15 protein-coding genes are annotated in these 14,144 nt (G+C 64.6%); 12 read left to right on the plus strand and 3 right to left on the minus strand.

Annotated features, from left to right (window positions below; all coding sequences use genetic code 11):
* Positions 1 to 21: 21 nt before the first annotated feature.
* The 3 genes from phnF to phnN are packed head-to-tail and all read left to right on the plus strand — an operon-like array spanning position 22 to position 2,056.
* Positions 22 to 780 carry a phosphonate metabolism transcriptional regulator PhnF gene (gene phnF, locus P0D68_RS21795; RefSeq protein ID WP_091802756.1) on the plus strand — a complete coding sequence of 253 codons (759 nt, stop codon included), beginning with the start codon at positions 22 to 24 and terminating at the stop codon, positions 778 to 780.
* Positions 777 to 1,496 carry a DUF1045 domain-containing protein gene (locus P0D68_RS21800; RefSeq protein ID WP_408299664.1) on the plus strand — a complete coding sequence of 240 codons (720 nt, stop codon included), beginning with the start codon at positions 777 to 779 and terminating at the stop codon, positions 1,494 to 1,496. The genes phnF and P0D68_RS21800 overlap by 4 nt, the downstream gene beginning before the upstream one ends.
* Before the next feature lie 5 nt (positions 1,497 to 1,501).
* A complete protein-coding gene (gene phnN, locus P0D68_RS21805) occupies positions 1,502 to 2,056 on the plus strand; it encodes a phosphonate metabolism protein/1,5-bisphosphokinase (PRPP-forming) PhnN (protein WP_408182375.1) in 555 nt (184 codons plus the stop codon).
* A 6-nt stretch (positions 2,057 to 2,062) separates the two neighbouring features.
* On the opposite strand, the gene P0D68_RS21810 is transcribed toward phnN, so the two are convergent.
* The gene (locus P0D68_RS21810; protein ID WP_091802750.1) at positions 2,063 to 2,971 is read right to left on the minus strand and encodes a LysR family transcriptional regulator; all 909 of its coding nucleotides are present in this window, start codon (positions 2,969 to 2,971) and stop codon (positions 2,063 to 2,065) included.
* A 134-nt stretch (positions 2,972 to 3,105) separates the two neighbouring features.
* Between P0D68_RS21810 and P0D68_RS21815 the strand changes: the two genes are divergently transcribed.
* Positions 3,106 to 4,296 (plus strand): M20 aminoacylase family protein, encoded by a 1,191-nt coding sequence (locus P0D68_RS21815; RefSeq protein ID WP_408182208.1) that lies wholly within the window; start codon positions 3,106 to 3,108, stop codon positions 4,294 to 4,296.
* Positions 4,297 to 4,379: 83 nt separating this feature from the next.
* Positions 4,380 to 5,681: an MFS transporter gene (locus P0D68_RS21820; RefSeq protein ID WP_408182206.1), complete on the plus strand. Its 1,302-nt coding sequence runs from the start codon at positions 4,380 to 4,382 to the stop codon at positions 5,679 to 5,681.
* A 58-nt stretch (positions 5,682 to 5,739) separates the two neighbouring features.
* Here P0D68_RS21820 and P0D68_RS21825 read toward each other — a convergent pair whose 3' ends face one another.
* Positions 5,740 to 6,564, minus strand: coding sequence for an IclR family transcriptional regulator (locus P0D68_RS21825; protein ID WP_408182204.1), 825 nt, complete (start codon positions 6,562 to 6,564; stop codon positions 5,740 to 5,742).
* A 207-nt stretch (positions 6,565 to 6,771) separates the two neighbouring features.
* Here P0D68_RS21825 and P0D68_RS21830 point away from each other — a divergent pair, with 207 nt between their 5' ends.
* The 7 genes from P0D68_RS21830 (at position 6,772) to denD (ending at position 13,681) form a co-directional block, all read left to right on the plus strand.
* The gene (locus P0D68_RS21830) at positions 6,772 to 7,476 is read left to right on the plus strand and encodes a FadR/GntR family transcriptional regulator (protein ID WP_408182202.1); all 705 of its coding nucleotides are present in this window, start codon (positions 6,772 to 6,774) and stop codon (positions 7,474 to 7,476) included.
* Between the two features lie 67 nt (positions 7,477 to 7,543).
* Positions 7,544 to 8,434, plus strand: a complete 891-nt coding sequence (gene ltnD / locus P0D68_RS21835; protein ID WP_091802738.1) for an L-threonate dehydrogenase — start codon at positions 7,544 to 7,546, stop codon at positions 8,432 to 8,434.
* 14 nt (positions 8,435 to 8,448) lie between these two features.
* On the plus strand, positions 8,449 to 9,759 hold the full coding sequence (gene otnK, locus P0D68_RS21840) for a 3-oxo-tetronate kinase (protein ID WP_408299667.1): 1,311 nt from the start codon (positions 8,449 to 8,451) through the stop codon (positions 9,757 to 9,759).
* Positions 9,756 to 10,418 carry a 3-oxo-tetronate 4-phosphate decarboxylase gene (gene otnC / locus P0D68_RS21845; RefSeq protein ID WP_408299669.1) on the plus strand — a complete coding sequence of 221 codons (663 nt, stop codon included), beginning with the start codon at positions 9,756 to 9,758 and terminating at the stop codon, positions 10,416 to 10,418. The genes otnK and otnC overlap by 4 nt, the downstream gene beginning before the upstream one ends.
* Before the next feature lie 72 nt (positions 10,419 to 10,490).
* Positions 10,491 to 11,825, plus strand: a complete 1,335-nt coding sequence (locus P0D68_RS21850) for an MFS transporter (RefSeq protein WP_408182194.1) — start codon at positions 10,491 to 10,493, stop codon at positions 11,823 to 11,825.
* Positions 11,826 to 11,894: 69 nt separating this feature from the next.
* Complete coding sequence (gene otnI, locus P0D68_RS21855; protein WP_408299672.1) at positions 11,895 to 12,683, plus strand: 2-oxo-tetronate isomerase; 789 nt, start codon at positions 11,895 to 11,897, stop codon at positions 12,681 to 12,683.
* A gap of 17 nt (positions 12,684 to 12,700) precedes the next feature.
* The gene (gene denD / locus P0D68_RS21860) at positions 12,701 to 13,681 is read left to right on the plus strand and encodes a D-erythronate dehydrogenase (protein WP_408299674.1); all 981 of its coding nucleotides are present in this window, start codon (positions 12,701 to 12,703) and stop codon (positions 13,679 to 13,681) included.
* A 218-nt stretch (positions 13,682 to 13,899) separates the two neighbouring features.
* On the opposite strand, the gene P0D68_RS21865 is transcribed toward denD, so the two are convergent.
* On the minus strand, positions 13,900 to 14,144 hold a 245-nt coding region (locus tag P0D68_RS21865; RefSeq protein ID WP_408299676.1), incomplete at its 5' end, for a hypothetical protein.

Here is a 14,144-nt window from a genome sequence, read left to right on the forward strand (position 1 = left end):
ACCCAAGGGAATGACAGCACCATGACATCGAACGACAACGCGACGCCGGGCACGATGCTCGAACGCGGCGCGGGCGTTGCCGTGTGGCGGCAGATCGAGCAGATCCTGGCGGCGGAAATCGCCGCCAGCGGTTTCGGCGAAGAAGGGCGTCTGCCGAGCGAAGGCGAACTGGCCAAACGCTTCGACGTGAACCGGCATACCGTGCGCCGGGCCATGCTGGGTCTTGCCGCGCTGGGCCTCGTCAGCGTCGAGCAGGGGCGCGGCACCTTCGTGCAACCCGGCGCGATTGACTATACGATCGGCCGCCGCACGCGGTTCACGGAAAACCTGCGCCAGCAGCATCACGCGGCGGCCGGCACGATGTTGTCGGCCGCGCGCGTGAAGGCCGAGCCGAGCGTTGCCAAGGCGCTGAGTCTGCGGGCCGGTGCGCCGGTCTACCGGATCGAATCGCTGCACGAATCCGACGGCGTGCCGCTCACCTTCGCGCGCAATTGGTATCCCGCGGCGCGGTTCGCGGACTTGCCGGAGGTGCTGGAGCGTACCGGCAGCATCACCAAGGCCATGGCGGAATTCGGCGTGAACGACTATCTGCGCAAGTGGAGCCGCATCGGCAGCGTGCTGCCCGAACCGGAGGTGGCACGGCGTTTGAATATCAACCGTCAGCAGCCCGTGCTGTGGGTCGAAAACGTCGATGTGGATCTGCAGGGCACGCCGGTCAAATACGGCTTCACCCACTTTGCCGCGGACCGCGTGCAACTGCTGGTGGAGCACGACCTATGAGCGGCGCGGCCTGGGGCGCCGAGGCTCGTTTTGCCGTGTATTACGCGCCCGCGCGTGAATCGGCGTGGTGGCAGGCCGGTTCGGCGTGGCTCGCGCGCGACGCGGAAAGCGGCGAGTGCTGCGAGGCTCCGCAACCTCCGGAACTGACGCGACCGCTCGCGGCGTTGACTGAAGCGCCGCGCCGCTACGGCTGGCACGGCACACTGGTCGCGCCGTTTAGACTCGCCGAAGGCGTGACACAGGCACACGTATTGCACGCCACGCGTGAATGGGCCCGCACGCGAAGCGCATTCGCGCTGCCGGTGGAAGCCGCAACGCTTGGCGATTTCGTTGCGCTGCGGCCAGCCGATGCAGAAGGCGAATCCCACATTCGCGACGTGGCCACGAGCGCCTTGCACACGCTCGATGCTTTGCGCGCACGGCCGTTGGCCGCGGATCTCGCGCGTCGACTGGCCGCGCCGCTGAGCGAACGGCAACGTGCGCTGTTGATCGAATGGGGCTATCCGTACGTGCTCGACGAATTCCGTTTTCACATGACGCTCTCCAGTTCGCTCGCCGACGCGAAGGAACGCGCCACGCTGGTCGCATGGTGGCAAGCGCGCACGGCCGCGCTTGGGCCGCTGATTGTCGATCATGCTGCGCTCTTCGTCGAACCGGCGCCCGGAGAGCCGTTCGTGTTGTGGCAACGTGTGCCCTTCCAGACCGGCGAGGTGTAATGACAATGACAGGTCGTTTGATCTATGTAATGGGGCCGTCCGGCGCGGGCAAGGACTCGCTGCTGGAGTTCGCGCGCAAGCGGCTGATGGGCGAGCCGATTCTGTTTGCGCACCGCTATATCACGCGGCCGAGCGGCAACGGCGAAGCGCATGTGGCGTTGAGCGTCGAAGAGTTTGCCGCGCGCTCCGTGCTTGGTCTGTTCGCGCTCGAATGGTCCAGCCACTCGCTGCGCTATGGCATCGGTATCGAACTGGATGCGTGGCTGGCGCGTGGTTGCACGGTGGTCGTCAACGGCTCGCGTCAGCATTTGCAGCACACGTTGGCGCGTTATCCGAACACGGAAGTGGTGCACGTCGACGCCGCGCCGCATATTCTCGAAGCCCGGCTCGGCGCGCGGGCGCGCGAATCGGCGGAACAGGTGGCGGCGCGGCTCGCGCGCCGCGCGCCGTTCTCGCTGCCGGACGGCGTGCGCTGCACCACGATCGACAATTCCGGCACGCTGGATGAGGCGGGCCACGCGTTGATCGCGTTTCTGAAAGCGGAAGCCGACGTTCAGTAAGCCGTACTATCCGGCTGCCGCCATCCGTTCCCGCGTCGCTTCCTGCAAGCACGCTACGAACTGCAGCACGGCCGGTGTCGGCAACAGATCGCGCCGCGAAATGATGCTGAGATCGTAGTTCGGCAGCGCCTCTTCGATCTGCGCGACGCGGATGCCGAGCGGCGCGACCATTTGCGCCAGCGGTCGCGTGAAGCAGCCGATCACGTCGGTTTGCGACACCAGCCCGAGCGTCACCGCGAACGACGACGGCGCCCGCACCAGCCGCTTCGGCACCGGCAAGCCATGTGCGTTGAACATGGCCATCATCACGCTATGGGGGAAATGATCGGCGCCCACGGTCACGATCCACTCCGCGTCGAGTAGCTCGTGCAGGCGCGTCACGTTGGCGAGCGGATGCCCGGCGCGCATGGCGACGACGAACTGCGTGGAGTAGAGCGGCGCTTGCACCAGGTCGCTGTCGAGCGCCTGCACGTGGTGGATCGCCGCGATATCCAGCGCGCCATTGCGCAAACGCGCGACCGCGTCCGGTATCGTCACTTCTTCCAGATGCAGATTGACGAGCGGCATCGCGCGGCGAAACTTCGAGACCGCGTGCGGCAGCGCCGTGAGCGCAATCGACGGCATGGTGCCCACGCTGACCTTGCCGGCCAGTTCTCCCTTCACCTGTTCGACGGCTTCCACCGTGCGCCGCATATCGCCGAGCAACTGTTCGGCGCGCGGCAGCAGCGCAAGCCCGCAAGCCGTCAGTTCGATGCCTCGTACGCTGCGCACCATCAATTCCGCATTCAGCGCGCTTTCGAGCTCGCGGATCGTATGCGTGACGGCCGGCTGCGTGACGCCAAGCTCGCGCGCGGCGGCGCGCAGGCTGCGGTGATGGGCGGCGGCGACGAACGCTTGCAACTGCTGCAGTTTCATTCGGGTAATCCCGTATATAACGATTGTTAATCGGGGTGAAAAAAACAGCATCTTATTCGAATAAAACGGCGTGGCTATAGTGCTCGCCTGTTTGCCGCGTTTTGACGCGGCCGTGATCCCCTGGAGCCATAGAGATGAGCGAAGCCGCGCGTTTTACCGAAGTGTCCGACCTGGTGCCTGCCGCCGAGAGCCTGCGCGAGATTCGCCATCACATTCACCACCATCCGGAGCTGGCTTACGAGGAGCACCAGACGGGCGCCCTGGTCGCCGACAAGCTCGAACAATGGGGCTGGCAGGTCACGCGCGGCGTCGGTCAGACGGGCGTGGTGGGCACGCTGAAGGTGGGCGACGGCAAGCGCAGCATTGGCATTCGCGCGGACATGGACGCGTTGCCGATCATCGAGCAAACCGGTCTGCCGTATGCGAGCGGCACGCACGGCAAGATGCACGCATGCGGCCACGACGGCCACACCACGATGCTGCTCGGCGCGGCGCAACGCCTCGCGGCTACGCGCAACTTTTCGGGCACGGTGCACCTGTATTTCCAGCCGGCCGAGGAGAGCGGCATCGACAGCGGCGCGCTGAAGATGATCAACGACGGCCTGTTCGAGCGCTTTCCCTGTGACGCCGTGTTCGGCGTGCACAACCATCCCGGCGAGGAGCCGGGCGTGCTGCTGTTCCGCAAGGGGCCGTTCATGTCGGCGGGCGACAAGGCGATCATCACGATCGAAGGCGTGGGCGGGCATGCGGCGCGTCCGCATCTGACGGTCGATCCGGTCGTGGTGGCAGCCAGCATCGTGATGGCATTGCAGACGATCGTCGCGCGCAATGTCGATCCGTCGCAACCGGCGGTGGTGACGGTCGGCTCCATGCATGCGGGCACCGCGAACAACGTGATTTCGAGCAGCGCGAAGCTGGAGCTGAGCGTGCGCTCGTTCAGCCCCGAAGTGCGCGCACTGTTGAAGAAGCGTATTACCGAACTCGCCGAAACCCAGGCGGCGAGCTATGGCGGCAAGGCGGTGGTGGAATACATCGAAGGCTATCCGGTCGTGGTCAATTCGGATGCCGAAACGGATTTCGCAGTGGAAGTGGCGCGCGAACTGGTCGGCGACGACAAGGTGGTCGCGCAAACCGACATCCTGATGGGTAGCGAAGACTTTGCCTTCATGCTGCAGAAGCGGCCGGGCACGTTTTTGCGGATCGGCAACGGCGCGGGCGAAGACGGCTGCATGGTGCACAACCCGCACTACGACTTCAACGACCGCAATCTGCCGGTCGGCGCGGCGTTCTGGACGCGGCTTGTGGAGCGCTATCTGGCGCAGTAACGCCGAAGTGACGCCGCAGTGACCCAGCAAGCCGCACCGCAATCGGCCAGCCGCACAATCATAACGACGAGGTAGACCACGCGATGAACACCACGACCGATGCGAGCCACGCCGTTCAGGCGAGCCAACCCACCAGCCGCGGCGCGATTGCCGCCGCGGTGATCGGCAACTGGCTCGAGTTCTTCGACTTCACCGTGTACGGGTTTTTTGCCGTGATCATCGGCAAGCTGTATTTCCCGTCGGCGGACCCGACTACTTCGTTGCTGCTCTCCGTGGCGACCTTTGCGGCAGGCTTCATCACGCGCCCGCTCGGCAGCGTCATGCTCGGCGTGTACGCGGACCGCAAGGGCCGCAAAGCCGCGCTGAATCTGACCATCATGCTCATGGCGGTGAGCACCGGCCTGATCGCGATTGCGCCGACCTATGCGCAAATCGGTCTTGCGGCGCCGCTTCTGATCGTGCTGGCGCGTCTCGTACAAGGCTTCTCGCAAGGTGGTGAGTTCGGCGCTGCCACCTCCACGCTGCTCGAACAGGGCGGCGGCACGCGGCGCGGTTTTCGTGCGAGCTGGCAACTGGCCACGCAAGGCGGCGCGGCGCTGATGGGCTCGGGCATCGCCGCGGCGTTGTCCGGCGCGTTGCCGAAGGAATCGCTGGAAAGCTGGGGCTGGCGCATTCCGTTCCTGCTCGGCGTATTGATTGCGCCGGTCGGCATGTACCTGCGCCGCCGTCTGGCCGACGACGCGGCCAGCGCGCACAGCCACGCGATCGAGCGCGGCGTGTTGCACGAACTCTTCACGCAGCATCTGCGCCCGCTGATCCTGATCACGCTGACGGTGATGGGCGGCACGGTCTCGACCTATATCCTGACCTTCTACATGCCGACCTACGCGATCCACACGCTCGGCCTGCCGATGTCGCTGTCGATGCTGGTGGGCGTCGCCTCGGGCTTCGTGATGCTGGTTACGTGCCCGCTGTTCGGCATGCTGTCGGACCGGATCGGCAGCCGCAAGCGGCCGATCCTGTTCGGACGCGGCGTGCTGGTGCTGCTGCTGTTTCCGGCCTTCATGCTGATCAACCGCTTTCCGCAGTTGCCCGTCATCATGTCGCTGACCGCGCTGATGCTGCTGTTCTATTCGATGGGCTCGGCGTCGGAATTCGCGTTGATGTGCGAGTCGTTTCCGCGGCGCGTGCGCGCCACCGGCATTTCGATCGCCTATGCGTTGAGTGTCTGCGTGTTCGGCGGCACCGCGCAACTGGTTGCGACGTGGCTCATCAAGCTGACGGGCAGCAAGCTGGCGCCGGCCGGGTATGTGGCGGCGTGCGTCGTAGTGTCGTTGATCGCGGTGTCGATGCTGAAGGAAACCGCGGAACGGCCGATCGACTGATCGATCGGACAGGGCGCCGGCATCGCGCGGCGCCCGTCAGTCAGTCAGTCCATTAGTGTCAGCCGCGCCTCGCCACCATCTCCGAGACGTTCTGCGCGGCGTGCTGCAGCGGCTCCAGAAATGCCTTCACCATCTGCCTGGCCGAATTGCGCTGCGCATTGCCGCTGATATTCATCGCGGCGATCACGCGCCCCTGCCGGTTGCGAATCGGCGCGGACAGCGAAATCAATCCACCCTCCAACTCCTGATCGACAATGGCCCAGCCCTGGCGGCGAACCTGCGCGATCACTTTCTTCAACTCTTCCTTGTCAGTGACCGTGCGCGGCGTGTGCGCGTAGAGCGGCGCCGAACTCAGCGTCGCCTCGAGTGTTTCTTCGTCGAGCGCGGAGAGCAGCACGCGGCCCATCGACGTGCAATACGCCGGCAAGCGGCTGCCGATCGACAGGTTGATCGTCATGATCTTGTGCGTCGGTACGCGCAGCACGTAGACGATCTCGGTGCGATCGAGCACGGCCGCCGAGACGCTCTCGTGAACCTGCGCCGACAGTTGCTCCATCACCGGCTCGGCGAGGTTCCAGAACGGCATGGAGGTCAGATACGCGAAGCCCAGGTCGAGAATTTTCGGCGTGAGGCGAAAGAGGCGCCCTTCGGCTTCCACATAACCGAGCGTTTGCAGCGTCAGCAAAATGCGGCGTGCGCCGGCGCGCGTGAGACCGGTGGCGGCGGCGACATCCGTGAGCGTCTGTTCGGGGCGCGTGGCGTCGAACGCGCGGATCACGGCGAGGCCGCGCGCGAACGACTGCACATAGGAGTCGCCCGGTTTGTCCGGGGCCGGTTCGGCGCTGGCGGGAACGGCGGAAGACGGCGGCAGGGCTGGGCTCATGGACCTTGAAAGGTGCGTTCGAGGAAGGGCGGGCACGCGCCGCGCCGGTTCACCCGGCACGATGCGGCGCAAAGGCGTGACGATAGCTTAAGCCTTCTGTTTCGCCAACTTCGCTGCCTGATGCTCAAAAATGCCAGGGTTTGCATGGATGCAGGCCGCATCGAAAATTTGTATGATGACCCGATAACATGATCAATCGAGGCATGGATGTTCGACAAGATTCCTGCGCGAGCGTTGAGCGACACGGTCGCGCAGCAGTTGCTGAAGCAGATCGACAAAGGCACTTTCGAGCGAGGCGGCAAGCTGCCCACCGAGGCTGTGCTTGCGCAGCAATTCGGCGTGAGCCGCACGGTGATCCGCGAGGCGATCTCGCGGCTGAAGAACGAGGGTGTGGTCGAACCGCGCCAGGGCAGCGGCGTGTTCATCGCCGCGCATGGTGCGATCCGTCCGTTGCGTATCGACTACGCGGAAGCGGTCGAGCCGGGCTCGGTGGTGCAGATTCTCGCGTTGCGCCGGGCGATCGAGGCGGAAGTCGCGTCGGAAGCCGCCATGCGCCGCAGCGACGCCGACATGGTGTCGATCGACACGGCGCTCGCGAAGATCGACGAAGCGGTGGCCGAAGGCGAGGACGGCGTGGCTGAAGACGTCGCCTTTCATCGCGCGATCGCGGCGGCCACCGGCAATCCGTATTTCCTCAAGACCCTCACGTTCCTGAACCAGTACCTCGAGGCCGGCACGGTCGTCACGCGCCGCAACGAAGCGTTGCGCGAGGACTTTTCGCGTCAGGTGCGCGAAGAGCATGCCGCGATCGCCGCCGCGATTCGGGCCGGCGATCCGATGGCGGCGCGCAATGCGGCACGAACGCATATGTACAACGCGGCACGGCGTCTCGCGGAAGCGGGGATTTGCTGAGCTTCAGTGCTCAGACTCAGCGCCCGGTTTCAGGCCCGGGCGTTCAACGAATTCATAGAGGTCAAGCATGTCCAGAAATGTTGGTGTCATCGGTCTTGGTGCAATGGGCCTGGGTGTCGCGCGCTCGCTGTTGCGCGCGGGTTTTCGGGTTCACGCGTGCGACCTGCGCAGCGAGATCCTGAATGCGTTCGTCGCGGAAGGTGGTGTGGGCTGCGCGACACCGGCCGAACTCGGCGCGCAGTGCGAGGTGGTCGTCACGCTGGTCGTGAATGCCGCGCAAACCGAAGCCGTGCTGTTCGGCGAGCAGGGCGCGCTCGCCGCGATGAAAAAGGGCGGCGTGGTGATCGCCAGTGCGACCGTGGCGCCGGACTTCGCAATCGAACTCGGCAAGCGGATCGAGGCCGCCGGTTTGCAGATGCTCGACGCACCGGTTTCGGGCGGCGCGGCGCGCGCGGCTTCCGGCGAGATGACCATGATGACGTCCGGCCCCGCGGCGGCCTATGCTGCCTGCGAGGACGTGCTGGCCGCGATGGCCGGCAAGGTGTACCGCCTCGGTTCCGGGCACGGTGCGGGATCGAAGGTGAAGATCATCAATCAGTTGCTGGCCGGCGTGCATATCGCGGTGGCGGCCGAAGCCATGGCGCTCGGCTTGCGCGAAGGCGTCGATCCAGATGCGCTGTACGAGGTCATCACGCACAGCGCGGGCAATTCGTGGATGTTCGAAAACCGCGTGCCGCACATTCTCAACGGCGACTACACGCCGCTTTCGGCCGTCGATATTTTCGTCAAGGATCTGGGCCTCGTGCTCGATACCGCGCGCCGCTCGAAATTCCCGTTGCCGTTGTCGGCGGCGGCGCATCAGATGTTCATGATGGCGTCTTCGGCCGGCCACGGTGGTGAAGACGATTCCGCGGTGATCAAGATTTTCCCCGGCATCGACGTGCCGGCAGCGAAGTAAGCAGGAGGAGCGCCATGACGACACTTACGAAACGCGCGCTGCTCGGCTGCATCGCCGACGACTTCACCGGCGCCACCGATCTGGCCAACATGCTGGTGCGCGGCGGTATGCGCACGGTGCAAACGATCGGCGTGCCCGCATCGAATGACCTGCTCGAGGCCGATGCCCTGGTGGTTGCGCTGAAATCGCGCACCATTCCCGCCGCCGACGCGGTCGCGCAATCGCTTGCCGCGCTGGACTGGTTGCGTGCGCAAGGGTGCCGCCAGTTTTTCTTCAAATACTGCTCGACCTTCGATTCGACCGACGCGGGCAATATCGGCCAGGTGACGGATGCGCTGCTCGACGCGTTGTCCGCCGACAGCACGACCGGCGCATTCACGATTGCGTGTCCCGCGTTTCCCGAGAACGGCCGCACGATCTTTCGCGGCCATCTGTTTGTCGGCGACGCGTTGCTCAACGCGTCGGGCATGGAAAACCATCCGCTCACGCCGATGCGCGATGCGGACCTCGTGAGCGTGCTGCAACGTCAGACCGGATCGAAAGTCGGTCTCGTGCGTTATGACGCCGTGGCGCGAGGCGTGTCGGCGGTGCGCGAAAGGTTCGATACATTGCGCAACGAAGGCGTGCGCATGGCGATTGCCGATGCGGTGTCCGACGCTGACCTTTACGTACTCGGCGAAGCCTGCGCCGATCTCACGCTGATCACCGGCGGTTCGGGCGTCGCGTTGGGCTTGCCGGCCAACTTTCGCCGCGCGGGTTTGCTGGCGGAACAGGCGGACGCCGCGCAGTTGCCGCGAGTCGACGGCTTGTCCGCGGTGCTGGCCGGCAGCGCGTCGAAAGCGACCAATGCCCAGGTGGCGCAGTGGCGCGCCACACGGCCCGCGTTTCGCATCGATCCGCTCGCGGCGGCGCGCGGCGAAGCCGTGGTCGAACAGGCTTTGGCCTTTGCGCAGCCGTACCTCGACAAAGCCGAGCCCATGCTGATCTATGCGACCGCGACGCCCGACGAAGTCAAGGCAGTGCAAGGGCAGCTCGGTGTGAACGAAGCGGGGCATCTGGTCGAAAACACGTTGGCGTCGATCGCGCGTGGTTTGCGCGAGCGTGGCGTGCGCAAGTTCGTGGTGGCGGGGGGCGAAACCTCGGGCGCGGTCGTGCAGGCGCTCGACGTGCATACGCTGCGGATCGGCGCGCAGATCGATCCCGGCGTGCCGGCTACCGCGACGACCGGCGCCGAGCCGCTTGCGCTCGCCTTGAAATCCGGCAACTTCGGTACGACGGACTTTTTCGAAAAGGCGCTGCGGCATCTGGACGGAGATGTGCAATGAGTGGCGCGCCCGCACTTCACACGACGAATGAAGCGCGCGTTCGCGAAGAAATCTGCGTGACCGGCGCGAGTCTCTATCAACGCGGCTACACGGTGGGCACGGCCGGCAACATTAGCGCGCGGCTCGACGACGGTTGGCTGATTACACCGACCGATGCGTGTCTTGGCCGGCTCGATCCCGCCGACATCGCCAAGGTCGACCTCGCCGGCAACGCAATGTCAGGCGGCCGGCCGTCGAAAACGCTGGCGCTGCATCGCGGCATCTATGCGCGTAATAGCGAAGCGCGCGGCATCGTCCATACCCATTCGACGCATCTGGTCGCGTTGACGCTCGCGGGCGTCTGGCGCGAAACCGACGTGCTGCCGCCCATCACGCCGTATTACGTGATGAAAGTGGGCCACGTCCCCCTGATTCGTTATGAGCGCCCCGGCGCTCCGCAAGTCGCCGAGCAGATCGCCGCGCTCGCCGATAGCGTTCGCGCCGTGCTGCTGGAGCGTCTTGGTCCGGTGGTGTGGGAGCGTTCGGTGGCGCAAGCCGCCTATGCGCTCGAAGAACTCGAAGAAACCGCGCGTTTGTGGTTGATGACCCAGCCACGGCCCGCACCGCTCGACGAAGCCGCACTCGAAGAACTGCGCAGCGTGTTCGGAGCGCGCTGGTAGAAGAAGCCGACAAAACAAAGCCCGGCCGCGCGCGATGCGCCGCGTCGGGCCATCCATTCAAGGAGACAATGCATGAACTCATATCAGGCCGAATCCAGCCGCCCGGTTACAGCCGCCGCGGGACAACCCGGCGCCGCTGAAATCGAGCACACCTACAAGAAGGTGTTCTGGCGCATCGTGCCGTTTTTGATGCTGTGTTATGTGGTCGCCTATCTGGACCGCGTGAATGTCGGCTTCGCGAAACTGCAGATGTCGCAGGACCTGGCGTTCAGCGAAACGGTGTTCGGCCTCGGCGCCGGCGTGTTCTTCATCGGCTACTTTCTGTTCGAGTTGCCGAGCAACATTCTGATGCACAAGATCGGCGCGCGCATCTGGATCGCGCGGATCATGATTACGTGGGGCTTGCTCTCGGCGGTGTTCGTGTTCGTGAAGACGCCGATGCAGTTCTATATCTTGCGTTTCCTGCTGGGTCTCGCCGAAGCCGGTTTCTATCCCGGCGTGATCCTGTACCTGACCTACTGGTTTCCGTCGCATCGGCGCGCGAAGATCATCGCGGTGTTCATGTCGGCGATTCCGGTGTCGGGCATTTTCGGCAATCCGCTGTCCGGCTGGATCATGCAGACCTTCCACAACAGCTCGGGTTTCGCGGGCTGGCAGTGGATGTTCCTGATCGAAGCGATCCCCGCCATCGCGATCGGTATCGCCACGGTCCTGTATCTCGACAACGGCATTTCCAGCGCGAAGTGGCTGAGCGAACGCGAAAAGCAGCTGCTCACCAATGAAATCGCCGCTGCGCAACCGCGGGACAAGGCGCAGAAACATTCTGTCGGTGCGGTGTTCCGCGATCCGCGTACATGGTGGATGTCGCTGATCTATTTCGCGTTCGTGACCGGACAATACGGTCTGACGTTCTGGATGCCGACGCTGGTGAAATCGACCGGTGTGACGGGCGCATTCAATATCGGCCTGTTGAGCGCGATTCCGTTTCTGTGCGCGATCGTCGTGATGAATCTGATGGGCCACAGCGCCGACAAGCGCCGTGAGCGCCGCTGGCATCTGATCGTGCCGGCGCTGTTCGGTGCGATCGGCTTCACGGTGGCGGCTTCGTTCGCTGACAACACGGTGGTCTCGATCGTGGCTCTCTCGCTGGCCGCAGCCGGTGTGCTGACCTGCGCGCCGCTCTTCTGGTCGCTGCCGACCGCGTTCATGTCGGGGGCGACCGCCGCGGCCGGCATTGCAATCATCAATTCGATCGGCAATCTCGCGGGTTTCGCGAGCCCGTACATGATCGGCTATCTGAAGGACCTCACACACAGCACGCAGACCGGCATGTACGTGCTGGCCGGCATGCTCGTGATCGGCGCGATTGCCACGTGGCTCACGCCGCCCAAGCTGGTCAACCGATAAATCGATATGCGCGTGCGGCATGAGTCGCTGCCGCGCGCGGGATCACACCGTTTTCAAGGAGTTGCTGCCATGCCTCGCTTCGCCGCCAATCTCACGATGATGTACAACGAGCACGCGTTCCTCGACCGTTTTGCCGCCGCAGCGAAAGACGGCTTCGAGGCGGTCGAGTTTCTGTTCCCCTACGATTTCCCCGCTGCGGACATCAAATCGCGCCTCGTGGCGAGCGGTCTGACGCAAGCGCTCTTCAATGCGCCGCCTGGCGACTGGGCCGCTGGCGAGCGCGGCATTGCCTCGCTGCCGGGACGCGAAGACGAGTTCCGGCGCGGCATCGAAATGGCGCTCGACTACGCGCGCGTGATCGGCAATCGCAAGCTGCACGTGATGGCCGGCCTGATCGGCGCGGATCAGCCGCGCGCGAAGCATCGCGAGGTGTATCTGAACAATCTCGCGTATGCCGCGAAGGCCGCGCAAGCCGAAGGCATTACGGTCGTGATCGAGCCGATCAATACGCGCGATATGCCGGGCTTCTTTCTGACCCGTCAGGACGAAGCGCAAGCGGTCTGCGCGGAAGTCGGCGCGCCGAACCTCAAGGTGCAATTCGACTGTTATCACTGCCAGATCGTCGAAGGCGACCTTGCAGTGAAACTCAAACGCGATATGGCGGGCATCGGCCACATTCAGATCGCGGGCGTGCCGGAACGGCATGAGCCCGACACGGGCGAGCTGAATTATCCGTATCTGCTCGACCTGATCGACTCGCTCGGTTACGACGGCTACATCGGTTGCGAATACCGGCCGCGCGCAGGCACCTCGGCCGGTCTCGGCTGGCTCAAACCGTATCTGAACGCGAACCGCTAACAAGGACACAACCCATCATGAAAGTACTGATTACCGGCGGCGCGGGTTTTCTCGGCCAGCGTCTCGCGCGTGAACTGCTCGCGCGCGGTTCCCTGAAAGACAAGCAGGGCACACCGCAAACGATTACCGAGCTGGTGCTGCTCGACGTAGTGCAAGCCAACAATTTCGACGACAAGCGTGTACGCACGGAAGTCGGCGACATCGCCGAGCGCAGCGTGCTCGAACGCATGATCGACGACCAGACCTCGGCGATCTTTCATCTGGCCGCGATCGTGAGCGGGCAGGCCGAAGCGGACTTCGATCTCGGCATGCGCATCAATCTGGATGCGTCACGGCTGCTGCTGGAAACGTGCCGGCAGCGTGGCCACCGGCCGCGTGTGCTGTTCACAAGCTCCGTGGCAGTGTATGGCGGCGCGTTACCCGAGGTCGTGCAGGATGATACGGCGTTGAATCCGCAGTCGTCATATGGCGCGCAGAAGGCGATCGCGGAGTTGCTGCTCAACGATTACGCGCGGCGTGGTTTCGTCGACGGCCGTGTGCTGCGGCTGCCCACGATCAGCGTGCGGCCGGGCAAGCCGAACGCGGCGGCCTCGTCGTTCGCGAGCGGCATCATTCGCGAGCCGCTGAACGGCGAAGCGGCGGTGTGCCCGGTCGCGGGCTCGACGCGCCTGTGGCTGCTGTCGCCGCGCAAGGCGATCGAGAGCCTGATCGCCGGACTCGAACTTGACTCCGCCGCGCTTGGCAACCAGCGTGTGCTGAACCTGCCGGGCATTTCAGTGAGCGTCGACGAGATGGTCGCCGCGCTGCGCGAAGTCGCGGGCGACGCCGCCGCCGCGCGCATCGTCTGGGAGCGGGATGCGCGGGTCGAAAAAATCGTGGGCAGCTGGCCGGGCCGGTGGGATACGTCGCGCGCCGAAAGGCTGGGATTGAGCGGCGAGCGCAGCTTTGCCGACGTGATCCGCAGCTATGTCGCGGACGAGAACATCCAGATCCGATAGTCGCGGATCCCGGAGCGCTCTGCGGGCCATCCTCCAGCGATCCCCAAGCTGCCTTTGAGCTGTCCTCGAGCCTCGTGCCGGCGCCGTGAACACAGGCGCGCCGGCATGAGCGCGTCAATCGTCTGATCCTTTTCGACCAGCTTCGCGGCCTGCACGTATTCCCTGGTGCGGGCGTGGCCGCGCTTGACATGGTTTCGGCCGCGCGCCTATTATCGAGGCTAGTTGTTCGATATATGACCGTATGTTCGTATAAAGAACAAATGTCCCGAATCTCGAACCCGCTGTTCATCATCTGCGTTAAGCTGATCTGACGTGAGGGCTGCTTTGCAGCCGCTTCCCGTCGCGTTCGAATTCTCTTGCGGGACGCCGGGCCGGCGCATCCGTGCATCCGTGCATCCAGCCCGCGCCACGCCGGCAATCCGGTCGTGGCGTGGCGCACGCAGCACATCAACTGGAGACATCA

The organism is Paraburkholderia sp. RL17-380-BIE-A (assembly GCF_046028085.1).
Lineage (GTDB): Bacteria > Pseudomonadota > Gammaproteobacteria > Burkholderiales > Burkholderiaceae > Paraburkholderia.

Coding starts and splice junctions, on each gene's coding strand:
- otnC (WP_408299669.1), top strand. CDS start 9,756: ATGAGTGGCGCGCCCGCACTTCACACGACGAATGAAGCGCGCGTTCGC.
- otnK (WP_408299667.1), top strand. CDS start 8,449: ATGACGACACTTACGAAACGCGCGCTGCTCGGCTGCATCGCCGACGAC.
- P0D68_RS21820 (WP_408182206.1), top strand. CDS start 4,380: ATGAACACCACGACCGATGCGAGCCACGCCGTTCAGGCGAGCCAACCC.
- P0D68_RS21800 (WP_408299664.1), top strand. CDS start 777: ATGAGCGGCGCGGCCTGGGGCGCCGAGGCTCGTTTTGCCGTGTATTAC.
- P0D68_RS21850 (WP_408182194.1), top strand. CDS start 10,491: ATGAACTCATATCAGGCCGAATCCAGCCGCCCGGTTACAGCCGCCGCG.
- phnF (WP_091802756.1), top strand. CDS start 22: ATGACATCGAACGACAACGCGACGCCGGGCACGATGCTCGAACGCGGC.
- otnI (WP_408299672.1), top strand. CDS start 11,895: ATGCCTCGCTTCGCCGCCAATCTCACGATGATGTACAACGAGCACGCG.
- denD (WP_408299674.1), top strand. CDS start 12,701: ATGAAAGTACTGATTACCGGCGGCGCGGGTTTTCTCGGCCAGCGTCTC.
- P0D68_RS21815 (WP_408182208.1), top strand. CDS start 3,106: ATGAGCGAAGCCGCGCGTTTTACCGAAGTGTCCGACCTGGTGCCTGCC.
- phnN (WP_408182375.1), top strand. CDS start 1,502: ATGACAGGTCGTTTGATCTATGTAATGGGGCCGTCCGGCGCGGGCAAG.
- P0D68_RS21830 (WP_408182202.1), top strand. CDS start 6,772: ATGTTCGACAAGATTCCTGCGCGAGCGTTGAGCGACACGGTCGCGCAG.
- P0D68_RS21825 (WP_408182204.1), bottom strand. CDS start 6,564: ATGAGCCCAGCCCTGCCGCCGTCTTCCGCCGTTCCCGCCAGCGCCGAA.
- ltnD (WP_091802738.1), top strand. CDS start 7,544: ATGTCCAGAAATGTTGGTGTCATCGGTCTTGGTGCAATGGGCCTGGGT.
- P0D68_RS21810 (WP_091802750.1), bottom strand. CDS start 2,971: ATGAAACTGCAGCAGTTGCAAGCGTTCGTCGCCGCCGCCCATCACCGC.